This is a genomic window from Vibrio syngnathi (assembly GCF_002119525.1).
GTDB lineage: Bacteria > Pseudomonadota > Gammaproteobacteria > Enterobacterales > Vibrionaceae > Vibrio > Vibrio syngnathi.
This window is the reverse complement of sequence record NZ_CP017916.1, coordinates 2058595-2080593: the sequence shown is the minus strand read 5'-3', so window position 1 is coordinate 2080593 and position 21999 is coordinate 2058595. Positions and strand designations below refer to the sequence as shown.

The following is a 21999-nucleotide window of genomic DNA, read 5'->3' as shown; positions in this document are numbered from 1 at the left end:
TTGTGTTTAATCAACATAACTGGCAATGAATCAGACATTTGGGTTAGCGGTTGATTTTAGCTAGGCCACCAGATTTAAAATTAAAAGGAAGTTCAAGTGAGTAAACAACAGAAAATACTTTTTATAGACCGTGACGGCACCTTAATTGTTGAGCCGCCAGTCGACTTTCAAGTAGACCGTTTAGATAAGCTAAAATTCGAACCGCTAGTGATTCCTAGCCTGCTTGCTTTGCAAGATGCTGGCTACCGCTTAGTGATGGTGACTAACCAAGATGGTTTAGGTACGGATAGCTACCCACAAGAAGAATTCGATGCTCCGCATAATATGATGATGGAGTTCTTCGAATCTCAAGGCGTTAAGTTTGACGATGTGCTTATTTGTCCTCACTTTGACGAAGACAACTGCTCTTGCCGTAAGCCTAAACTGGGTATGGTTAAAGAATACCTACAAGGCGGCAAAGTCGACTTCCAACACTCTGTTGTGATTGGCGACCGAATGACGGATCTTCAACTTGCTGAGAACATGGCAATTCGTGGTATCCAATACGGACCAGATGCGCAAACTGAGGGCACACTTAACTGGCCACAGATCGTTAAAGATCTAACGGTTAACGCTCGTGTGGCTGAAGTGGTTCGTACCACTAAAGAAACCGATATAAAGGTTGCAGTAAACCTTGATGAAACCGGTGGTAACAAGATCGATACAGGCATGGGTTTCTTCGACCACATGCTTGATCAAATCGCGACACACGGCGGTTTCCAAATGAACCTGACTGTGAAAGGCGATCTACACATTGATGACCACCACACAATCGAAGACACCGCGCTTGCGTTAGGCCAAGCTCTGAAAGATGCGCTAGGTGACAAACGTGGCATCGGTCGCTTTGGTTTCAGCCTGCCGATGGATGAGTGCTTGGCTCAGTGTGCGCTAGACCTTTCTGGTCGCCCATACCTTAAATTCGATGCTCAATTCAGCCGTGAACAAGTGGGTGATCTTTCAACCGAGATGGTGGTTCACTTCTTCCGTTCTTTAACCGATACACTGGCTTGTACACTACACCTTTCTTCTGCTGGCAATAATGATCACCACATTATTGAGAGTCTGTTCAAAGCGTTTGGCCGTACTCTCCGCCAAGCAATCAAAGTTGAAGGTAACGAGTTACCAAGCAGCAAAGGCGTTCTGTAAGGCTAACGTTAGCAAGGAAAAACAATGAAAGATCAAAAAGTCGTTATTATTGATACTGGTTGTGCCAACGTTTCCTCAGTGAAGTTTGCTATTGCACGCCTGGGCTATGCCGTTGAAATTTCAAAAGAACCAAAAGTTGTTCTTGCTGCGGACAAGCTGTTCCTACCCGGTGTAGGTACAGCAAGTGAGGCAATGAAGAACTTGCAAGAGCGTGACCTTGTTAGCCTTGTGAAACAAGTAGAGAAGCCTCTGCTGGGTATCTGTTTAGGTATGCAACTGTTAGGCAAACTGTCTCAAGAGAAAGGCCAAAAAGCTGACGAGTTAGTTGAATGCCTAGGATTGTGTGATGGCGAAGTTCGTTTACTTGAAACGGGTGATTTACCATTACCACACATGGGTTGGAACACAGTAACCGCGACACCTAACCACCCTCTATTCAAAGATATTGAAGAGGGCGAGTACTTCTACTTTGTACACAGCTTCGCAATGCCAGTGGGTGACTACACAATCGCACAATGTGATTACGGCAATCCGTTCACTGCCGCAGTGCAAAGTGGCAACTATTATGGTGTTCAGTTCCACCCAGAACGTTCGTCAAAAGCTGGCTCTAAGCTGATTCAGAACTTCTTGGAATTGTAATAAGGATTAGGCAGCGGCTAACGTTGCCATATAAGGAATGTAAATGATTATTCCCGCGTTAGATTTAATTGAAGGCCAAGTAGTTCGCTTATTTCAAGGGGACTACGGGCAAGTAACAGAATACAAAGTCGATCCAGCAGAGCAGTTCAACCTGTATCACCAAGCTGGCGCTGGCTGGCTGCACCTTGTTGACTTAACAGGTGCAAAAGATACTACTGCTCGCCAGTTAGATTTAATTGCTAAGCTACTGGCTAGCACACCTGCGAACATCCAGATTGGTGGTGGCGTGCGTAACGAGCAAGATGTTGTTGATCTGCTAGAAGCTGGCGCACAGCGCGTTGTGGTTGGTTCTACAGCAGTTAAGCAACCTGAGTTAGTTAAAGGTTGGATGGAGAAGTACGGCGCGGAGAAAATCGTGCTGGCTCTGGACATCAACATTGACGAAATCGGCACACGTAAAGTGGCGATTTCAGGTTGGCAAGAAGATTCAGGCGTGACCATTGAAGCGCTAATTGAAGATTACCTCACGGTTGGCCTTAAACACGTTCTGTGTACTGATATTTCACGTGATGGCACGCTAGAAGGGTCAAACGTAGAGCTCTATGTCGATCTTTGTAAGCGGTACCCACAAGTGCAATTCCAATCATCGGGTGGCATTGGCAGCCTAGCTGATATCGAAGCACTGAAAGGCAGCGGCGTTGCGGGTGTGATTGTTGGTCGTGCACTGCTTGATGGCAAGTTCACTGCAGAGGAGGCATTTGCATGTTGGCAAAGCGAATAATCCCTTGTTTGGATGTCCGTGATGGACAAGTGGTTAAGGGCGTTCAATTCCGTAATCACGAAATTATTGGTGACATCGTTCCGCTAGCACAACGCTACGCAGAAGAGGGCGCTGATGAATTAGTATTTTACGATATTACCGCATCAAGTGATGGCCGTGTGGTCGATAAAAGCTGGGTGAAACGCGTAGCAGAAGTGATTGATATTCCTTTCTGTGTGGCTGGTGGTATTAAGTCCGCGGAAGATGCAGCACGCATTCTTGAGTTTGGCGCCGATAAAGTATCCATCAACTCGCCTGCATTGGCTAACCCACAGCTGATCACTGACCTAGCTGATAAGTTCGGCGTGCAGTGTATCGTTGTCGGTATCGATTCATACTTCGATAAAGAGACGGGTAAATATCAGGTTTACCAATTCACAGGCGATGAAGCGCGTACCAAAGCAACCAAGTGGGAAACCAAAGATTGGGTGCAGGAAGTACAGAAGCGTGGCGCCGGTGAGATCGTGTTAAACATGATGAACCAAGATGGCGTTCGCAACGGCTATGATATCGACCAGTTAAACATGGTACGTTCAGTGTGTAATGTACCCCTGATTGCATCAGGTGGCGCAGGTGCGATGGAGCATTTTGCTGAAGCCTATAAAAAAACCAACGTGGACGGAGCACTTGCGGCTTCGGTATTCCACAAGCAAGTCATCAATATTGGTGAACTTAAACAGTATTTGAAACAACAAGATGTAGAGGTGCGACTATGAGTTTTGAACCCGTAAGCTTATCAAAAACAGAAGTAGGCGCATTGTCAGAGCGTATTGATTGGGAAAAAGTGGGTGGCTTAGTGCCAGCTATTGTTCAAGATTACCAATCTAGCCAAGTGCTGATGATGGGATACATGAACCCTGCAGCACTCGAGAAAACAGGCGAGACTGGCCAAGTGACGTTTTTCTCTCGCACCAAAGAGCGTCTTTGGACGAAAGGTGAAACGTCGGGCAACGTATTGCAACTGCAAAACATTGCCTTGGACTGTGACAGCGACACCTTACTGGTTAAAGTTAATCCCATTGGCCCAACATGCCACACTGGTACAACAACGTGCTGGGACGGAGACAAACAACAAGAGTCTCAGATGGTGTGGCTTCATCAGCTTGAGCAGCTACTGGCTGCCCGCAAGGACGCCGATCCTGAATCTTCTTATACTGCCAGCCTATATGCCCGTGGCACCAAGCGTATTTCGCAAAAAGTGGGCGAAGAAGGCGTTGAAGTCGCGCTTGCGGCGACGTCGGGCGATAAGGCGGAGTTAGTGTGCGAATCTGCGGATTTGATTTACCACCTAATGGTTCTTCTTCAAGACCAAGGCTTATCGATGAACGACGTGGTAAATAAACTAAAAGAGCGCCATAAGTAAGCCCTCTTTAGATTAATAGAACCACGAAAAAGACAAACAAAAGCCCCGTAAACAAACATGTTTACGGGGCTTTTTAATTGTTTAATTGTTTAATTGTTTAATTGTTTAATTGTTTAATTGTTTAATTGTTTAATTGTTTAATTGTTTAATTGTTTAATTGTTTAATTGTTTAATTGTTTAATTGTTTAATTTTCAAGATTTCAAGATTTCAAGATTTCAAGATTTCAAGATTTCAAGATTTCAAGATTTCGAGATTTTTAAGTTCCTGCATCGCTTTTCTAACCTCTGACTTTACGTCATTCCGAGGAGCCTAAGCGACATCAGGAATCTCTTCTCTTAATCTGTCTACCCGCAGCACTTCTTGTATTTCTTACCACTGCCACAAATACACGGATCATTACGGCCGATTTTAAAGCTCTCAACGGTTTGATTTAAGCGTGGGTCAATTTCTGGTTGTGTAGTTTGTTCCTGCTCTGGGAAGGTACCATCAATGTAGTACCAAAGACCGTCTTCACGTATAAAGCGAGAGCGTTCTTGCATGCAGTATTGTTCATCGTCTTCATTGAAGTAAGCTTTAAATTCAACAAAGCCTTCGTTCTCATGTGAACCTGCAGCAGTACCAATGACTTCTAAACCTGCCCAATCACTATCTATGGATTCGGCTATACCTTCTCGTTGTGATTCTGCATTACAGCTAGGGTGGTAAGTAGCAACTACATAATCAACCAAACCAAGTACATGTGCAGAATAACGTGAGCGCATTAATTGTTCAGGCGTTTCAACGGCACCGTGGCTAAGGTGTGCTATTTCGCAGCACTGTTGGTAATTGCTTTTGCTACCGCATGGGCATAAAGACATAGTCAAATCCTGTAAAAATGGCCTCTATTAAGAGGCCATAAATGAATGCGTGGGAGTTTACCAAGAAACGATCGCTCACCAAAGCTGAGTTTCTATTGAAATCCTTGTGTAACGTGAGCTATTTCGAAGTAGAGCACAGCAGATCTTGAGTCCAAGAGGTTGCTTCGTCATAAGCTTGACCTAGCTCAGCTTCGTTGAGTTTGAGCAACTTACGGATGCGCGTTACTTCATCCCAGCGAGCTTGTTCATAAGCAATGACCATCGCCAAAATGGCACCTAGCACACCTTTACGTTGTATCAAGGCTTGTTTAATCTCATCATCGATCGGCACCGAGTCCAATACTTTTTCTAAAGGCAGATCGAATAGGGAGTCAAGCAGCGAAAACATGCCGGTTAAAAAGGCTTGTCCAGGCTCGACCTTAACGTTCATTTTTTTGACCAACAGCTCACATTGGCGTGCGCGTATCACGGCTAAACCATAGAGTGAGTCTGGCTTATCTTCTTTCGCGGATGCGATAGCAACCAGTGACACTAGCTTACGTAGTTTTTGTTCACCAAGATAAACAAGCGCTTGGTGGAATGAACGAATCGGTGTTGATGAGCCACCAGCGGAGTTTACGTAAGAGAGCAGCTTATACGACATAGTCATATCAAGGGTAATCAAACGCTCTACTTCGGCAAAGTTGATAGGATCGTTGGCAATCTCTTTCAACAGTTGAACAATGGTTAAAAAAGCAGGGTTTAATGCGCGAGTTTGGATCATCTCCGGCTTACTGAAAAAGTAGCCTTGAAAATAGTTAAACCCGGCTTGGATTGCTTCTTGGTATTCTTCGTGAGTTTCTACTTTCTCCGCTAGAAACTCGATATTCAAGTCTTTCAGAGTGTTCATGAACGTCGAAGCTTTAGCGATTGAGATCAAACGTATGTCGAATTTGATAATTGATACGTAAGGTAAGAAGCGTTTCCATGCTTTGCTAGGCACAAAGTCATCTAACGCGATCGTGTAACCCGCATCATAAATTGTGATGATGGCTTCTAGCAGTTCGTCTGTTGGCTCACAGTCTTCCAGTACCTCGACAACTAAGCTCTCTTTCGGAAATAGAGTCGGGACTAGGTTAACCAAGCTTGCATATGGAAAATTAACGAATCCAAGCTTATCGCCCAATGTATTATAGTGGGTAGATAAGAAGTGGTCGGAAAGCAAACGGCTAGTAGCGAGCTCCGGCTCTACTTCAGGGAAAGTGTTCTTAGGACCATCCCTAAATAGCAACTCGTAACCTATGGTCTTCTTGTCTGCATCGAGTATTGGTTGACGCGCTACGTATGAATATTTCAACTTGGTGTTGTGTTCGGTTTATTTTTGATAGACAAATAATAGCTAATTCAGGAGAAATTACCATATACAAGTGAAGAAAATCTGACCAATGATAATAATAAAAGTGAAAGTTTAAGCGTGATGCTAAAAGCGATTGCCAAACGCTCGATTCTGTAGTTCAAAACCTTGCGAGGTGAAGACCAGAACTGATCCCTGAGTATACCAATCACCAAGTACGATACGGGTTTTACTGCAATTGCTAGCACTGAATTTGTGTATGTTTGGGCGGTGAGTATGACCGTGGATCATCAAATCGACATTGTGTTGTGCCATCACATTTTCGACTTCTTGCTGTGTTACATCCATGATGTCGAGAGATTTGGTTTGCTTGTCATCTTTGATATCAGACTGAACCTTGGAGACAATTTTCTTTTTAATAAAAAATGGAATTCTATTAAAGACCCATTGTAACCAGGGTTGATGAACTTTTTCGCGAAAGGCGAGGTACTTTACATCTTCGGTACACAGAGTATCACCATGCAATACCACCGCTTTTTGTCCGTAGACATCGATAGTTGAGACTTCATCTAGAAGTTGCACACCGGTTTGTTTCGCAAATTTTTTGCCAACTAAAAAGTCGCGGTTACCTTGTGTGAAATAACAAGGCACGCCAGTGTTAACTAAGTCTATAAACGTTTGGCGAATGGAATTCGCGAACTCACTCTTATCGTCATCACCAATCCAGAATTCGAAAAGGTCGCCTAACACGTAGAGTGCATCCGCTTCTACGGCCTCGTTCTTCATGAAGGTTAAGAAGCAGTCAGTGATGTCTTGTCGTGACGGAGCAAGATGTAGATCTGATATAAAATATGTTTTCATAGGTCTAAAAAAAGGGAGCGATTCGCTCCCTATATCCTGATTTTATCGGGTCATCAATAGTAATGATTAATACTAATCGAAAGCGATGAATTAAGCTTCGATTGTAGTGCCAGTGATGATCACTTCTTCTAGCGGTACATCTTGGTGCATACCCATAGAACCTGTGCTAACACCTTTGATCTTGTTTACGATGTCCATGCCTTCAACAACTTCTGCGAATACACAGTAGCCCCAACCGTCTAGGCTTTCGCTGCGGAAGTTTAGGAAAGAGTTGTCGTTAACGTTGATGAAGAACTGAGAGCTCGCTGAATGCGGTTCCATAGTACGAGCCATTGCTAGCGTACCCACTTTGTTCGCTAGGCCGTTGTTTGCTTCGTTCTTGATAGTCGCACGAGTTGTTTTTTCTTTAAGGCCAGAAGTCATGCCGCCGCCTTGAACCATGAAACCATCGATAACACGGTGGAATAGCGTGTTGTCGTAAAAACCGTCACGGCAATACTGTAGGAAGTTTGCGCTTGTTTCTGGTGCTTTTTCTTCGTTAAGTTGAACTTTGATGTCACCAAAATTTGTGTGAAGGATGATCATGATTGTTACCTTACTGTCTTTTTAATATGAAGTTCGAATTCTAGCGCATGTTGGCAGACTTTCAAATCACCAAATCATTAACTTAACTCGGATGTTTGAGGTAATACCAATTGTAGTAAATAACTGGCCATCCTAGCTTGTTAAAACACTTGATAACGTCGTTAGAAATTTTGAATGTAGAATAACTACTTATCGAAACTTTTTGTCGAAAAGAGCTTCCTTGTTCTCAAGCATTTTTTCTGCGCTATTTATGACCATCTACTTACTGTGATTGGTATAATTCCTGCTTTTGGGGATTACCTATTAAGGTATGACTTGTTATACTGCGAACTTATTTTTGATTAATCCATAAAATAGATAGAGATCATGCTGAAGATATATAACACGCTCACAAGACAGAAAGAGGAATTCAAACCAATTACAGCTGGCAAAGTCGGTATGTATGTCTGTGGGGTAACCATATACGATCTCTGTCATATTGGTCATGGCCGTACGTTCGTTTCTTTCGACGTAGTAACTCGTTACCTTCGTTACCTTGGTTATGATTTGAACTTCGTTCGTAATATCACTGATATCGATGACAAAATCATCAAACGCGCTAATGAAAACGGCGAGTCTTGCGACTCTCTGACTGAGCGCTTGATCGGTGAAATGCACGCGGACTTCGATGCATTGAACATGAAACGCCCTGATGTTGAGCCTCGTGCGACTGAATTCATCACAGAGATCATTGAGTTAGTAGAAAAGCTAATTCAACGTGGTTTTGCTTATGTTGCAAGTAACGGCGACGTGATGTTCGAAGTTAAGAAGTTCGACGAATACGGTAAGCTTTCCAAGCAAGACCTTGACCAGCTTCAAGCTGGTGCTCGTGTTGACATCGATTCAGCAAAACGTAGCCCGTTAGATTTCGTTCTTTGGAAGATGTCTAAGCCCGGTGAACCTACGTGGGAATCACCATGGGGTCCAGGTCGTCCGGGTTGGCACATTGAGTGTTCAGCAATGAACTCGTCTATTCTTGGTAATCACTTCGATATCCATGGTGGCGGTTCAGATCTACAATTCCCGCACCACGAGAACGAAATCGCACAATCTTGCTGTGCACATGGCACCCAGTATGTGAACACCTGGATGCACAGCGGCATGGTGATGGTAGACAGAGAAAAAATGTCTAAGTCACTGGGTAACTTCTTCACTATCCGTGATGTACTTCAGCATTACGATGCAGAAACAGTACGTTACTTCCTAATGTCTGGTCACTACCGTAGCCAACTGAACTACAGCGAAGATAACTTAAATCAAGCTCGCGCATCACTAGAGCGTCTCTACACATCACTTCGTGGCCTCGATGTTACTGCTGCGCCTGCTGGTGGTGAAGAGTACGTGACTCGTTTCTCTACAGCGATGAACGATGATTTCAACACACCTGAAGCTTATTCAGTGCTGTTTGAAATGGCTCGTGAAATCAACCGTATCAAGACTGAAAGCATCGAAAAAGCAAGTGCACTAGGTGCATTGATGCGTGAACTGGCAGACATCATCGGTATTCTTCATCAAGACCCAGAAGCTTTTTTGCAAGGCGATGCAGCAGGTAACGATGACGAAGTCGCTGAAATCGAAGCGTTGATCAAACTGCGCAACGATTCTCGTGCTTCGAAAGATTGGGCAAATGCCGATCTTGCACGTGATAAGCTGAACGAGTTAGGTATTGTTCTGGAAGATGGCCCAGAAGGTACGACTTGGCGTCGTAAGTAAATCTGATAAGAAGGGCTGATTTTCAGCCCTTTTTTCTAGCAAAAATTCTCAAATTTCACCTTTTTATCTTCAACTTTTAATTAACAGGAATATTTCTGTGGCTCAGATGTATTTTTATTACTCGGCAATGAACGCGGGTAAATCGACAACGCTTCTTCAATCTTCATTCAATTACCAAGAGCGTGGTATGACGCCAGTGATCTTTACGGCTGCATTAGATGATCGCTATGGCATCGGTAAAGTGAGCTCACGAATTGGTCTGCAATCTGAAGCTCAACTTTTTAAGAACGACACGGATATGTTTGACGCGATCCAAAAGCTTAATGAAGAAGAAAAGCGTCATTGTGTCTTGATCGATGAGTGTCAGTTTTTGTCGAAAGAGCAGGTTTACCAACTAACAGAAGTGGTCGATAAACTGCATATTCCTGTACTTTGCTACGGTTTACGTACCGATTTCTTGGGTGAACTGTTTGAAGGTAGCCGCTACTTGTTGTCTTGGGCTGACAAATTAGTAGAACTTAAAACAATTTGTCACTGTGGCCGTAAGGCTAATATGGTAATTCGTACCGACGAGCACGGTGTGGCGATTGCTGAAGGTGACCAAGTGGCTATTGGTGGCAATGACCAATATGTTTCTGCTTGTCGTTTGCATTATAAAGAAGCGTTAGGTAAATAAGCAGCCAATAAGTCGGTATTGCTAAAATCAACAGCGTTAAAATTAGAAAACGGTGACCTAGTGTCACCGTTTTTGTTTATTGAGCCGGTGTTTTGCTTTCTTCCAAGCCGAGCTTTTGTTTTATTCCGAGCAGAGCTTCTAGTTTATTCTTAGTCGATCTTTTGCTTTATTCGAAACCGAGACTCTTCAATACTTGATAGGCACGGTCAACGTCGTCAGGGATGGGCATTTCAATCTGAAAGCCTTTGGCTGGGTACGATTTGATCCGTTCAAAATCAGCAATTAGAGCGCCTAGCACCATGTCTAATGGTAACTCTTCATTAAAGTAATCATCCCAATTCTGCCATTGCGATGTCACTGTTATCTCGGAAGTATCGTCAGGCCATTGTTTACTGAACGTGGCGTAAGTGCGTTTCTCCATGAAGGGCTTCTGAACTAAGGTCAGTCTTTTTGGTGACAACCCTTGCTCAGTCAGTAACTCGTGGGTAAATCGTACATTTTCCCCAGTGTTTGTCGCGTGCTTCTCAATGATAATGTCTGAGTCTGGCACACCACAGTCTCTAGCGATAGAAGCGAACGTTTCTGCTTCTGAACGCTCAAAATTCCCTTCTGTAAAGCACCCTTCTGTAAAACGTCCCACACCACCAGAAAAAACGATGTAAGGCGCTATCTTTTGATGATAGAGCTCGGCTGCGTATTCAGCAACACGAGTATCATTACTGCACAACACAAAAATACAGTCTGAAGGCGTAACCTTGTGACCCATAGACATAAAGTTCCAAAGGGTGTCGACTGAGCGATGCAGTTTTATATTGGGATTTTTCTTAGCTGTAGATAGCTCAGTCATAAAGCGCGTCCAGTGTGGATTCAAATTTAAACGAGTAACCTAAGTCGAGAATCTTTTTCGAAGAGATCAGTTTGTCTGGCGTGTCGACAACAGGGGGGAGTCGCTCGCTGCTATTGGCACTTTTCAGTGCTGCTGCATAGAACTCTGCTTTGCTCACCGTATTCGGTGTGGTGACGTTGACCACTTCGTTGTGCAGTTGATTGATAGCAAAATCAATCGTGCCAATCGCATCGTTAAGATGAAGCATATTGGCAGGAGCTTGAGTACTAACCTGCTTCAATTTACTTGCAAACCTCGATGGGTGACGGTTCGGGCCAATCAATCCACTAAAGCGAAGAATGGTGTAGTCGATGCCACAATCAATCACGGACTGTTCCGCTTGCAACATGACTCGCGCATTATCGGAAAATGAAGATGCGAGCTCGTTGCCTGAGGTTGAAAGGGAGAGTGAAGCATCCAGTTCGTTCAACACGCCAGGTTTAGTTGGGTATACGGTTGTTGAACTGACCATGACGAGCTTCTTAACGTTGGCCTTTTGACACGCATTGGTGAGTTGCTGCCAGTAGTCGGCGTACTCTTGTCCTGCTCCTTTTCTAAAGCCTGGAGGGAAGCTACCAATCACTATCTCAGTGTTGTTTTCGAGTAACAACGAATAGAGTTCGCCGATAGTCTCATCTGGCTTTGATGAATCAAAACTAAACACTTCGCATGGAATTCGTTTGTTGCCAATAGCGTCTGCACCGGCTTGGGTAGTCTTCGTAACGACGACTTGGTTACCATGTTTGGCAAAATGATCCGATAAGGGCGCACCAACCCAGCCTGCACCAACAATAAATATAGAAGCCATGTGTTCCTCACAACTGCAAATGACGGATTTATGATAAGCCTAACAAAGCTCTGCCCAAAAATGAAAAAACTCCACGGCCGAAGCGAGTGGAGTTTTTACTAGAAGCGTGGGATTTTAGTTCAGTACGCGAAGTAGTTTGTCTGCGCGTTCTGCCATTTCGATACCTTCATCTGTTAGATAACCGCCGTCTGGCTGAGTGCAAAGGTTCTTTTCGAATAGGCGCTTAACAGCGTCTTGAGTTTCTTGAGCAGCCTCTTGATGAACTTTAATTCCAGTAGCTGCACTACTTACATCAAATTGAAGAAGGAGGTTTAAATCAGCAATATGTTCAGCGTTGTACTTCATAATTAACCTATATATTCATAACGTTCTCTACCTCCACCTTAGTGCGCATTCACGGCTCAGGCAATAGCAAATAAATAGAATTGATAAGTGATACCAAATTGAATGATTAATCAACGCATGGTGGGTTTATTTTAGTTATATTGCGTGATTTTAAGCCACTTAAATTCTGAGCGATGTTTATTGCGAAGTGGTTGTAATATATTGTGTGACTAGAAAGATATTGTGTGACTAGAAAGATATTGCATCCAGCTAATATTGTATAAAAAGGAAACGCTTCAGTGAGAGTGAACAAAGTAGCATTAATGAGCTGTATGCTATTTGCTATCTCAGGTTGTCAAAGTACACCCTCAGAGCAGACAGGCGCGAACCAAACCACAAATAACAATGAATCAACAGTAGAGGTCCGTTCATTTCAGTCTGTCCAAAACGTTTACTCCGAATGGGAGGCTAAGCTTGAAGACCATGCTCAATTGTCTCTCTATGCACCAGAGAATTACAATGAACTGTTAGATGCTTGGAACGATACTGAAAGTATTTATGCAGACTTACTGAAAGATGAAACACGGTTAACCAAGAGTTACTCGATTTTTTCGACACTAACTTACGCTGAAGCCTTTGATGAAAAAATTGCGTTGATTCGGTCAAATTATGACTCGATTTTAGTGTTAAAGGAGAAGGCTGACAGAGTATTGGCCGACTCAATAGTGCAAATGGATTACTTAAAGTTTCTTGGTGCAGACACTATGTTTGCATCGAGCTACAAGCGCTTGTATTCAGAATACAGCGACCTGTTTGAGTATGTACTTGTCGATGAACTTGAAGACGCTCAAGAAGCACAGGTAGAATTTCTTAATAACGCGAGCTTGTTAGAAGTTAAGGTGGCACATAAGAAATACATCGAACCTTTGAAGGACGAGTTGGAGTTCTTGGAAGATGAAGATTTTGATGATGTTGTTCCATTGACGTTTGCTAAGGCAGCATCTCAAATTGCTTTGGCAGAAAGCCAAGTTAAAGCAAGTCCCCGTGAAAAGTCGATCATTGAAGACGCGGTTCACGCTGCTAAGTTCGAATTAAACCACGTGCGCAGTGTCGCTCATGAAGTTAAAGTGCTTTCGAGTATTAAAGGTGACAGATTCGAACAATCGGTTTTGAATGCTGAGAATCAGCTATTGAGCATTTCACGAGTGGTGAATAATGAAGATCACCGCGATGTTGTATTGCGTCTTCAGTCTCAGAAAATTGTAGCGAGCGTTAAAACGTTAAAAAGCTCTGATATGACAGCGTCATTAAAGTCAGAAATTGAAACTTTGACTGAGCAACTTACTAAATTAGAAAGTGAGAATCAGAGGCAGGCGCAGAAATTGGTTGAAGCGACTAAGCACAACCAATTGTTAGATGATCAGATTACCAAGGGTGATGCTCATATAAAGAGCTTAGAAGAGTTAGTTGATAGTTTGAAAAGCTTAGGTGGTAAAGTTGCCAGCGAAAGTGACTCTGATGTGATTCTTCCTAGTATTGAATCCAGCCTAGAGGATACGCCTCTAGAGCAATCATCAGAAGAAGTGGTTGAGCCTTCGGTTTAGTAGGACTAATTTCTTTATTTGTGATTGAGTTAAAAGCGCCTAAGGGCGCTTTTTTACGTTCTGTTGATCTATGTCAAAATCTGGAAACAAAAGTGTTCACCGAGTTACTATAGCGTACGTCATCTCTTTGGTTTTAACGTAACTTGTTGATATTTATAGGTGTGTTATTTTCTATGCTGATAACTAATCATTCAGTAGGGTTTTATTTTTACTACTAAAGTCGTATGAATTTGGAATAACTTGAACTAATTCCTTTCAACAGGATTGTGAGAGGCATTGCGAGCTCAAAATAGCTCTTGAATTCAGAAATGAAAGAGAGGATTATCGCGCTCCCGACGACATGTTTCAAAATGTAAATCATCATGAATCTAAACCAATTCGACTCATTATTACCGCCACAAATGGCTGAGCGCGCTGCAGATATTGGCGTAGGTAAAGCAACCAAAGATCCAATCAAATCTTTTCTCCTAGCGATTTCTGCTGGCATACACATTGGTATCGCGTTCGTGTTCTACACAATCGTGACTACTGGCGCTGGTGATTTACCGTGGGGTATTACTCGCTTATTGGGTGGTCTAGCGTTTAGCTTAGGCTTAATCCTTGTTGTTGTTACTGGCGGTGAGCTGTTTACCAGCTCGGTGTTGACGCTTGTTGCTCGCGCAAGTGGCAAAATTACGTGGCGTACATTAGTTAAGAACTGGACCACGGTTTATGTAGGTAACTTGATTGGCGCACTGTTGTTGGTGGCGTGTATGCTTCTGACTAAACAGTACATGTTCGATCATGGGCAAGTGGGTTTGAATGCCATGGCGATTTCCCAACACAAAATGCACCATGACTTTATCCAAGCTATTGCGCTTGGCATCATGTGTAATGTATTGGTTTGTATTGCGGTGTGGATGACGTTTAGTGGACGCACACTGACTGACAAAATCGCGGTCATGATTTTACCTGTTGCGATGTTCGTATCCGCTGGTTTTGAGCACTGTATTGCGAACATGTTCCAAGTCCCTTTAGCTATCGGTATCAAAACATTTGCTCCCGCTGAATTTTGGACAATGACAGGTGCTAACCCTGCGGACTATGTTGATCTGAACATGATGGACTTTTTGATGAATAACTTGCTGCCCGTTACTATCGGTAACATCATTGGTGGCGGTATTTTTGTTGGCATGTGGTACTGGTTAATCTACCTACGCGACTAATTCGACTACTCGATTAGCCCAGTTTACGCGATTAACTTGGACGCAGTGAAAACACTGAACTGACTTATGACATTAACAAGACGGTCTGCATTGCAGGCCGTTTTTTATTTGTGGAAAACCTACAGATTCATTTTCAAAATTATCATGTGAATTCTCAATAGTGCTTATCACCATATGTGTATATGTCTTTGAAAACACCGAAAGATCAGCGGTGATGATCTTTTCCTAGGCGGGAATGGACAAAAAAGGATCTATATTGTTTTGGTTATCCACAATTTCTGTGGATAACCTGTCTCAAATTCAGTGAGTAACCAGATCTAAGTGGAGTAGGGAGGCTATTTCGAAGGCTGTATTTGCGCGAGAACTCGCCCTTCTTTGGTTAGAGAAGTTTTCAATGATAGGTGGAGTGCGAGAGCCAAAGAGCAACTCATCATTACGAAGATAGCCAACATAATCATCAACTGATACTTAATCGCGATCATCGGTGATGCACCTCCTAAGATTTGTCCTGTCATCATTCCTGGTAGTGTTACTAAGCCTGTGGTTGCCATAGAGGCCATAATCGGTGACATCGCTTTCTGTATCGCATTACGAACAAAAGGCGCAGCAGCATAGGAAGGAGAGGCGCCTAAAGCGATAGCAGCTTCGTACTCTGATTTCTGCGTTTCAAAAGCCCCAAACAAGTTCTGCAATGCCACGATATTACTGCTTAAGCTATTACCTAACAGCATCCCTGCAATAGGGATAAGGTACTGCGCGTTAAAAACCGGTGTCGGTTTAATGATGAAAAAGCAGATAAACAAGACAATAGGTACACAAGTTACAGCAAGGCTAACGGCTATAGGCGCTAAAAGTAGGTTTTTTGGGAGCCTAGATTTTTCAACAATTGAGCTTGCCCCAACGATGATCATTGCAAATAACCACAGTAAATTGACCCATAAACTATTCAAGGTGAACAAGTATTCTAGGTAAAGTCCCACTAGAAATAACTGAATAACCATACGAATTATGCTGACAGAAGCCTCTTTGCCAAGGCCGAGTTTTAACTTGTGGTTAATGGTAATGGGTAGCAAGAGAAGTGAGCTGAAAAACAATAACTGCCACCAAGATATATCAATAACGTCTTGCATAATGATTCCTTTTTAGTGGTCTCTATCATATCTGAAAGTGCCAAATGATGCATTTCAACTGTAAAGTCACCAATTCGAAAAGCGATCAATTATTTAACAAACAAAATACAAAATAGTGGTTGTTTGAGGCTTTTTTGGCTACTACTTAGTAGGTAAAAAGTTAAAGTTGGTTGTCAAGTGGTTGCGTAAATGTTGGTTTTTAACATTTACGAAATATACTTAATTCTTCACATTTGTTAATACTTTTTAATAACTTTGTTTAACTGAAAACAAGTTTGGATGACCTCAAAAAAGTATTGATTAGCAAGGGTTATAACGGGGGATTTGATTGAACCCTACTTTGTGTATGGTCTAAAATTTGTTGTTAGATACTCAAGAACTTTAGCCCCATAGAATGGGTTACTCGAAATTACTAAATACAAAATAGGCAAAATGTATGAGTGATGTTAATAAAATTGAAACTGGCGAAAAACGCTCGTTGGAGTGGAAGTCTTTCCTCTTCATCGCGGTGGTTCTCTTTCCAATATTAAGTGTGGCTTTTGTAGGCGGTTACGGCTTCCTAGTTTGGGCACTGCAAGTGTTTGTATTCGGACCTCCTGGTGCTCACGGCGGCATGTAATGCCCTCTAGTAACAACATTTTTTAAAATCAATATTTAAGAGAGCTAAAACATGAAATCATTTTTAGTTAAATTATGGCGCACAATGACTCGCCCTGCAGTACACATCAGTCTTGGTGTGTTGACCATGGGTGGCTTTATCGCCGGTGTTATTTTCTGGGGTGGTTTTAATACTGCGTTAGAAGCGACGAACACAGAAGAGTTTTGTATAAGTTGTCACACAATGCGTGACAACGTTTACGTAGAGCTACAAGAAACAGTTCACTGGAAAAACACTTCTGGTGTACGTGCTACTTGTCCTGACTGTCACGTTCCACATGAATGGACAGCAAAAATTGCTCGTAAGATGCAAGCATCTAAAGAAGTATTTGCTCAAGTATTTGGTGATCTAGATACACCTGAGAAATTTGAAGCTCGTCGTATCGAATTGGCGAAGCACGAATGGGATCGTTTCTCTTCGAACAAATCTCTAGAGTGTAAAAACTGTCACAACTACGATTCAATGGACTTCGAGAACATGCGCCCAACAGCGCGTATCCAGATGAAGAATGCAGCAGAACGTGATCAAAGCTGTGTTGACTGTCACAAAGGTATTGCTCACAACCTTCCAATGGATATGGCATCAGCAAGCGGTATTGTTGGCGAGCTAGAAAATGTAGCAAGCAGCACATCTTACGCAAATGGTTCTGACGTGATCTCTATTCGTCACCTACCAATGTACACGGATGAAACAGCAACAGTTGAAGCGGGTCTACTAAGCCCTGCAAGTAAAGTGGCTGTGATCGACGAAAAAGGCGACATGATCAAGATTCAAATCGACGGTTGGCGTAAAGCGAAAGGCTTCGGACGTGTAATCCAAGAAGACTTCGGTATGAACATCTCAACAGCAATCTTGACGAAAGAAGTATCTCAAAGTGACGTTATCACAGTTGGTGAGAAGAAAGAAGATGAGCTTACTGGCCTTCCATGGGAAGAAGTTAACCTAGCACTTTGGATGAAGAAAGAGTCTATGGTTGATAACTTCGATCCAATCTGGAACGCAGCGGGTCAAGCGTACCAATCTAACTGTTCAACGTGTCACTCACAGCCAGATGAAGCTCACTTCAGCGCTAACGGTTGGGTAGGCATGTTAGATGGTATGATTGCATTCGTTAACTTCGATACAGATACAGAAGCACTTGTTCTTAAGTATCTACAGAAGCACTCATCAGATTTTTCTGAAGGCCATCACTAATAAGACGTCAATTGGAGTAACACAATGGCAATTACAAGAAGAAGTTTTCTGAAAGGTGTCGCGACTACAAGTGCGGCATCGGTTATCGGTCCAAGCTTATTGGCGTCGGCATCAGCGTCTGCAGCAGAAACAGACGGCGCGTGGAAAGTCTCTGGTTCTCACTGGGGTGCATTCCGAGCTCGCGTTTATGCGGGTAAAGTACAAGAGATTAAACCTCTAGAAATCGATCAACACCCAACTGAGATGTTGAAAGGTATTAAAGGTATTATCTACAGCCCATCACGTGTGCGTTACCCAATGGTTCGCCTAGATTGGTTGAAGAAGCATAAATACAGCGCAGACACGCGTGGTAACAACCGTTTTATTCGTGTGACTTGGGATGAGGCACTAGACCTTGTTTACCGCGAACTAGAGCGCGTACAGAAAGATTACGGTCCATGGGCGCTTCACACAGGTCAAACTGGCTGGCGTCAAACGGGTCAATTCCACAGCTGTACTAACCACATGCAACGTGCAATGGCACTTCACGGTTACTCTGTGAAGAAAATCGGTGACTACTCAACAGGTGCTGGTCAAACGATCATGCCTTACGTGCTAGGTTCTACTGAAGTTTACGCACAAGGTACATCTTGGGAACTTATCCTAGAAAACAGTGACAACATTGTTCTTTGGGGTAACGATCCAGTTAAAAACCTGCAAGTAGGTTGGACATGTGAGACTCACGAGTCATTTGCATACTTAGAACAGCTGAAAGAAAAAGTTGCTAAGAAAGAGATCAACGTTGTTTCTGTTGACCCTGTTAAAAACAAAACAGGCCGTTACCTAGAAAACGAGCAAATGTACATCAACCCACAAACTGATGTGGCGTTCATGCTTGGTGTTGCTCACGTTCTTTACAATGAAGATCTATACGACAAGAAGTTCATCGAAACTTACTGTCTAGGTTTTGAAGACTTTATCAAGTACGTTCAAGGTGAAACGAAAGATAAAGTTGAGAAGACACCTGAGTGGGCTTCGGCTATCTGTGGTGCAAGCGCGGACTCTATCCGTGAATTCGCTAAGATGCTGGTTAACGGTCGTACGCAGATTCTTGTCGGTTGGAGTATCCAACGTCAACAACACGGTGAGCAGCCTTACTGGATGTGTGCCGTTATCGCAGCAATGGTTGGCCAAATCGGTCTACCTGGCGGTGGTATCTCTTACGGTCACCATTACTCTGGTATCGGTGTTTCTTCAACTGGCTTCGCTGCTCCGGGTTCATTCCCGTTGAACATCGACCAAGGTCAATCGCCTAAGCACACTAACACTGATTACAACGGTTACAGCCGTGTAATCCCTGTTGCTCGTTGGGTAGATAGCTTGCTAGAGCCAGGTAAGAAGATCAAAGCGAACGGTTCAACGGTAACACTACCGGATATCAAGATGATGGTATTCAGTGGTAATAACCCGTGGCACCACCACCAAGATCGTAACAAGATGCGTAAAGCGTTCAAGAGCCTACAAACTGTAGTGGCTGTTGATTTCGCTTGGACTGCAACTTGTCGTCACTCTGATATCGTGCTTCCTGCATGTACTCAGTGGGAACGTAACGATATTGATGGTTACGGCGCGTACTCTGGCCGTGGTTTGATCGCAATGCACAAACTAGTGGATCCTCTGTTCCAGTCTAAAACTGACTTCGAGATCATGTCTAGCCTAACTAAGCGTTGGGGTCGTTACGACGATTACACGCGTGGTATGGACGAAATGCAGTGGGTTAAATCTCTGTATGACGAATGTCGTGCATCAAACGAAGGCAGCTTCGAAATGCCTGAGTTTGCTGAGTTCTGGGAGAAAGGTTTCCTAGACTTCGGTAAAGGTAAGCCATGGACTCGTCACGCATCATTCCGTGAAGATCCAGAGATCAACGCACTAGGTACGCCTTCTGGTTTCATCGAAATCACAAGCCGTACTGTTGGCAACATGGGTTACGAGCATTGTCAAGAACACCCAATGTGGTTTGAGAAATCTGAACGTTCACACGGTGGTCCAGGCTCTGACAAACATCCGTACTGGCTACAATCTTGTCACCCAGACAAGCGTCTTCACTCTCAGATGTGTGAATCTGAAGAGTGGCGTGCGACTTACGCGGTACAAGGCCGTGAGCCAATCTACATCAACCCAATCGATGCTAAGAAGAAAGGCATCAAAGATGGCGACGTAGTACGTGTGTTCAATGACCGTGGTCAACTACTAGCAGGTGCTGTTCTAATGGATAGCTACGCACCTGGTGTTGTTCGTATCGAAGAAGGCGCTTGGTACGGCCCGATCAACGAGAAAGTGGGGGCGCTAGATACATACGGCGATCCAAACACACTAACTCAAGACATCGGTACGTCTGAACTTGCTCAAGCAACGTCAGCAAACACATGTTTGGTTAACTTCGAGAAGTTCCAAGGCAAACTGCCTCCAGTAACTTCATTCGGTGGTCCAATCGAAGTTGCTTAAGTCTTGAACTTAAGAGCCAAGATTAAAGCTTGAATTAAAGCCCCTGTAAGTGTTCTTACAGGGGCTTTTTGTTTTTCTAGTCCGTGTGTTGGGATTTTTAATTAATCATTGTCACAGCGCCAACAGGGGGCGTTTTTGAGACGGGCTATAACGACGTGCCGTTTAAGATAGGCTGTAGAACTATGAACTACGAAGCAGGAAGGGAATGTATAAAGAATCTGTTGTAAGGGCTTAGGCAGACGCAAACAAAAGGCCGATACAAAGTATCGACCTAATAGAAACCTATGGAATTGAATCAGCTTGAGTTAAACCTCGAACATAAACCAATAACCGTATGCACAGATTAATGCGGGGATGCCTGAATATAATGTAGCCACAAGAGCCGCTTTAGGTGCCATTGCGATAGCAGGGAATAAAGCGTCACCATCATTGGATATTGCGTTACCTACCTGAGCTGAAAGTGGCAGTGCACCTGAAAGGTAAAGGCTAGTCACCAACAATTGCGGACCACACCCCGGTAGTAAACCCATCAACACACCCGCCAAGGGGAGCATCATGCCCCAGCTTGAGAATAGCGTCGCAAAATCGACATTTGCAAGCACTGAGCCAAATTCGAAGAACAGAAAAGCGACCACCACCCATGCTGTGACAAAGTTTGTATCTTGAGCGGTTTTTTGTAGTGGGTGAGAACCTAGACATTTATCATCTTCACTTACCGCCGATTTGTAATCCTCAATTTCACGAGTAAGACCCCACAAAAACATCGAGCTGATCAGCAGAATCGTTCCCGTCCATTCCATGAACATTTCAGGCAGTGAGAGCAACTGGTTTACATCGACTTGAAAAGAACCAAGTAGAGCAACCGCAGCTCCCGGAATAATAAGCACTGACCACAGGTAACCCTGAAGATTTATCGCTTTTTTTGAGACGGGGTTTTGATCTTGAGGTTGTGAGGCACAGCTTTTTTCAGCTTCATTTTTCTCTGCCTGTTTCGGGCGTAAAAAGTCGTCTGCGTGAAACAAGTTTATGATTCGTCCTGAGGCGGTACCCACGATTACACCCATCGCCATCATGGCTAAACCTGTTTTGGGTTCGCTAGCAATTAACAGGAAGGCCGCGTCACCCATGGTTGAGACGAGCACGGCAACAACCGCACCAAATCCAAGTTTGCCTGAAATAAATTGTGTGGTGACCACAATCGCACCCCCACAGCCTGGCAATGCTCCCATTAGCGCGGCGAATACAACTTGGTTCGAACGAGATTGATGGACGAGCTTATTGAAGACGTTGTCTTTGTTGATGTATAGACTCAGCCAGTGGTAAATCGCCAAGGTTAGCGCAACGTAACATGACACTGCCCAGAAGGCGTCAGACAAGGTCGTTACTGTCAATTCTCGAGTGGCAGGCGCTGCAACTAGGGCCGCAAGTGAAATAGGTAAAAGCAGGCGCTTAAAAGACAGTGAAAACTGAGTTGTTTTCGCAGCGCTGCTGCTTGGCAAAAAAGAGATTAGTCGATCCATAAATGTCACTCAAAATTTGTGTATTAAGATAATCATATACGAATGATAATAATTATCAATTGCATTCGTTGTTTTTTTATCTTTTGTTACCAATGGCTAAACCCACGAAAC

General features: G+C 43.6%; 21 protein-coding genes. 12 read left to right on the top strand and 9 right to left on the bottom strand.

Annotation, left to right across the window (positions count from 1 at the left end):
* Positions 1-96 precede the first annotated feature (96 nt).
* From hisB to hisIE, 5 genes are read left to right on the top strand one after another with little or no spacing between them, the layout of a single operon-like run.
* On the top strand, positions 97-1185 hold the full coding sequence (gene hisB, locus K08M4_RS09485; RefSeq protein WP_086049703.1) for a bifunctional histidinol-phosphatase/imidazoleglycerol-phosphate dehydratase HisB: 1089 nt from the start codon (positions 97-99) through the stop codon (positions 1183-1185).
* A 24-nt stretch (positions 1186-1209) separates the two neighbouring features.
* Positions 1210-1824, top strand: a complete 615-nt coding sequence (hisH, locus tag K08M4_RS09480; protein WP_086049702.1) for an imidazole glycerol phosphate synthase subunit HisH — start codon at positions 1210-1212, stop codon at positions 1822-1824.
* A gap of 43 nt (positions 1825-1867) precedes the next feature.
* Entirely contained in the window at positions 1868-2605 is a 738-nt protein-coding gene (hisA, locus tag K08M4_RS09475) for a 1-(5-phosphoribosyl)-5-[(5-phosphoribosylamino)methylideneamino]imidazole-4-carboxamide isomerase (protein ID WP_086049701.1), read from the top strand.
* A complete protein-coding gene (gene hisF, locus K08M4_RS09470) occupies positions 2587-3360 on the top strand; it encodes an imidazole glycerol phosphate synthase subunit HisF (protein WP_004734577.1) in 774 nt (257 codons plus the stop codon). The genes hisA and hisF overlap by 19 nt, the downstream gene beginning before the upstream one ends.
* Positions 3357-4007, top strand: coding sequence for a bifunctional phosphoribosyl-AMP cyclohydrolase/phosphoribosyl-ATP diphosphatase HisIE (hisIE, locus tag K08M4_RS09465; RefSeq protein WP_065103833.1), 651 nt, complete (start codon positions 3357-3359; stop codon positions 4005-4007). Before hisF ends, hisIE begins: the two co-directional genes overlap by 4 nt.
* A 345-nt stretch (positions 4008-4352) precedes the next feature.
* On the opposite strand, the gene K08M4_RS09460 is transcribed toward hisIE, so the two are convergent.
* The 4 genes from K08M4_RS09460 to K08M4_RS09445 all read right to left on the bottom strand — a co-directional run bounded on the left by K08M4_RS09460 (position 4353) and on the right by K08M4_RS09445 (position 7644).
* The gene (locus tag K08M4_RS09460; protein ID WP_086049700.1) at positions 4353-4865 is read right to left on the bottom strand and encodes a YchJ family protein; all 513 of its coding nucleotides are present in this window, start codon (positions 4863-4865) and stop codon (positions 4353-4355) included.
* A gap of 118 nt (positions 4866-4983) precedes the next feature.
* Complete coding sequence (locus tag K08M4_RS09455) at positions 4984-6201, bottom strand: EAL and HDOD domain-containing protein (RefSeq protein WP_086049699.1); 1218 nt, start codon at positions 6199-6201, stop codon at positions 4984-4986.
* Positions 6202-6324: 123 nt separating this feature from the next.
* Positions 6325-7059: a UDP-2,3-diacylglucosamine diphosphatase gene (lpxH, locus tag K08M4_RS09450; RefSeq protein WP_086049698.1), complete on the bottom strand. Its 735-nt coding sequence runs from the start codon at positions 7057-7059 to the stop codon at positions 6325-6327.
* Positions 7060-7149: 90 nt separating this feature from the next.
* A complete protein-coding gene (locus K08M4_RS09445; protein WP_004734582.1) occupies positions 7150-7644 on the bottom strand; it encodes a peptidylprolyl isomerase in 495 nt (164 codons plus the stop codon).
* 366 nt (positions 7645-8010) lie between these two features.
* Between K08M4_RS09445 and cysS the strand changes: the two genes are divergently transcribed.
* Together cysS and K08M4_RS09435 are read left to right on the top strand one after the other, a co-directional pair.
* Complete coding sequence (gene cysS, locus K08M4_RS09440) at positions 8011-9396, top strand: cysteine--tRNA ligase (protein WP_086049697.1); 1386 nt, start codon at positions 8011-8013, stop codon at positions 9394-9396.
* Positions 9397-9493: 97 nt separating this feature from the next.
* Positions 9494-10072, top strand: coding sequence for a thymidine kinase (locus K08M4_RS09435; RefSeq protein WP_086049696.1), 579 nt, complete (start codon positions 9494-9496; stop codon positions 10070-10072).
* 166 nt (positions 10073-10238) lie between these two features.
* On the opposite strand, the gene K08M4_RS09430 is transcribed toward K08M4_RS09435, so the two are convergent.
* From K08M4_RS09430 to K08M4_RS09420, 3 genes are all read right to left on the bottom strand, one after another.
* Positions 10239-10919 (bottom strand): YdcF family protein, encoded by a 681-nt coding sequence (locus tag K08M4_RS09430; protein ID WP_086049695.1) that lies wholly within the window; start codon positions 10917-10919, stop codon positions 10239-10241.
* A complete protein-coding gene (locus tag K08M4_RS09425; protein WP_086049694.1) occupies positions 10912-11766 on the bottom strand; it encodes an NAD(P)H-binding protein in 855 nt (284 codons plus the stop codon). Before K08M4_RS09425 ends, K08M4_RS09430 begins: the two co-directional genes overlap by 8 nt.
* Before the next feature lie 114 nt (positions 11767-11880).
* Positions 11881-12111: a TIGR02647 family protein gene (locus K08M4_RS09420; protein ID WP_017060280.1), complete on the bottom strand. Its 231-nt coding sequence runs from the start codon at positions 12109-12111 to the stop codon at positions 11881-11883.
* Positions 12112-12389: 278 nt separating this feature from the next.
* Between K08M4_RS09420 and K08M4_RS09415 the strand changes: the two genes are divergently transcribed.
* Positions 12390-13694, top strand: coding sequence for an ATPase (locus K08M4_RS09415; protein ID WP_086049693.1), 1305 nt, complete (start codon positions 12390-12392; stop codon positions 13692-13694).
* Positions 13695-14056: 362 nt separating this feature from the next.
* Positions 14057-14899, top strand: a complete 843-nt coding sequence (gene focA, locus K08M4_RS09410) for a formate transporter FocA (protein ID WP_009848790.1) — start codon at positions 14057-14059, stop codon at positions 14897-14899.
* A gap of 335 nt (positions 14900-15234) precedes the next feature.
* On the opposite strand, the gene K08M4_RS09405 is transcribed toward focA, so the two are convergent.
* Positions 15235-16029 (bottom strand): ABC transporter permease, encoded by a 795-nt coding sequence (locus K08M4_RS09405; RefSeq protein ID WP_086049692.1) that lies wholly within the window; start codon positions 16027-16029, stop codon positions 15235-15237.
* A 436-nt stretch (positions 16030-16465) separates the two neighbouring features.
* Between K08M4_RS09405 and torE the strand changes: the two genes are divergently transcribed.
* From torE to torA, 3 genes are read left to right on the top strand one after another with little or no spacing between them, the layout of a single operon-like run.
* Positions 16466-16648 carry a trimethylamine N-oxide reductase system protein TorE gene (gene torE / locus K08M4_RS09400; protein ID WP_008222628.1) on the top strand — a complete coding sequence of 61 codons (183 nt, stop codon included), beginning with the start codon at positions 16466-16468 and terminating at the stop codon, positions 16646-16648.
* Positions 16649-16699: 51 nt separating this feature from the next.
* Entirely contained in the window at positions 16700-17881 is a 1182-nt protein-coding gene (gene torC, locus K08M4_RS09395) for a pentaheme c-type cytochrome TorC (RefSeq protein WP_086049691.1), read from the top strand.
* A 24-nt stretch (positions 17882-17905) separates the two neighbouring features.
* On the top strand, positions 17906-20368 hold the full coding sequence (torA, locus tag K08M4_RS09390) for a trimethylamine-N-oxide reductase TorA (RefSeq protein WP_086049690.1): 2463 nt from the start codon (positions 17906-17908) through the stop codon (positions 20366-20368).
* 305 nt (positions 20369-20673) lie between these two features.
* Here torA and K08M4_RS09385 read toward each other — a convergent pair whose 3' ends face one another.
* Complete coding sequence (locus tag K08M4_RS09385; RefSeq protein ID WP_086049689.1) at positions 20674-21888, bottom strand: putative manganese transporter; 1215 nt, start codon at positions 21886-21888, stop codon at positions 20674-20676.
* Between the last annotated feature and the right edge of the window lie 111 nt (positions 21889-21999).

Excerpts from the sequence above, each read along its gene's own strand:
- K08M4_RS09430 (WP_086049695.1), bottom strand. The coding sequence starts at position 10,919 with ATGACTGAGCTATCTACAGCTAAGAAAAATCCCAATATAAAACTGCAT.
- K08M4_RS09460 (WP_086049700.1), bottom strand. The coding sequence starts at position 4,865 with ATGTCTTTATGCCCATGCGGTAGCAAAAGCAATTACCAACAGTGCTGC.
- lpxH (WP_086049698.1), bottom strand. The coding sequence starts at position 7,059 with ATGAAAACATATTTTATATCAGATCTACATCTTGCTCCGTCACGACAA.
- K08M4_RS09385 (WP_086049689.1), bottom strand. The coding sequence starts at position 21,888 with ATGGATCGACTAATCTCTTTTTTGCCAAGCAGCAGCGCTGCGAAAACA.
- K08M4_RS09405 (WP_086049692.1), bottom strand. The coding sequence starts at position 16,029 with ATGCAAGACGTTATTGATATATCTTGGTGGCAGTTATTGTTTTTCAGC.
- K08M4_RS09445 (WP_004734582.1), bottom strand. The coding sequence starts at position 7,644 with ATGATCATCCTTCACACAAATTTTGGTGACATCAAAGTTCAACTTAAC.
- hisA (WP_086049701.1), top strand. The coding sequence starts at position 1,868 with ATGATTATTCCCGCGTTAGATTTAATTGAAGGCCAAGTAGTTCGCTTA.
- K08M4_RS09425 (WP_086049694.1), bottom strand. The coding sequence starts at position 11,766 with ATGGCTTCTATATTTATTGTTGGTGCAGGCTGGGTTGGTGCGCCCTTA.
- hisH (WP_086049702.1), top strand. The coding sequence starts at position 1,210 with ATGAAAGATCAAAAAGTCGTTATTATTGATACTGGTTGTGCCAACGTT.
- focA (WP_009848790.1), top strand. The coding sequence starts at position 14,057 with ATGAATCTAAACCAATTCGACTCATTATTACCGCCACAAATGGCTGAG.
- hisF (WP_004734577.1), top strand. The coding sequence starts at position 2,587 with ATGTTGGCAAAGCGAATAATCCCTTGTTTGGATGTCCGTGATGGACAA.
- cysS (WP_086049697.1), top strand. The coding sequence starts at position 8,011 with ATGCTGAAGATATATAACACGCTCACAAGACAGAAAGAGGAATTCAAA.
- K08M4_RS09420 (WP_017060280.1), bottom strand. The coding sequence starts at position 12,111 with ATGAAGTACAACGCTGAACATATTGCTGATTTAAACCTCCTTCTTCAA.
- torA (WP_086049690.1), top strand. The coding sequence starts at position 17,906 with ATGGCAATTACAAGAAGAAGTTTTCTGAAAGGTGTCGCGACTACAAGT.
- torC (WP_086049691.1), top strand. The coding sequence starts at position 16,700 with ATGAAATCATTTTTAGTTAAATTATGGCGCACAATGACTCGCCCTGCA.
- hisIE (WP_065103833.1), top strand. The coding sequence starts at position 3,357 with ATGAGTTTTGAACCCGTAAGCTTATCAAAAACAGAAGTAGGCGCATTG.
- torE (WP_008222628.1), top strand. The coding sequence starts at position 16,466 with ATGAGTGATGTTAATAAAATTGAAACTGGCGAAAAACGCTCGTTGGAG.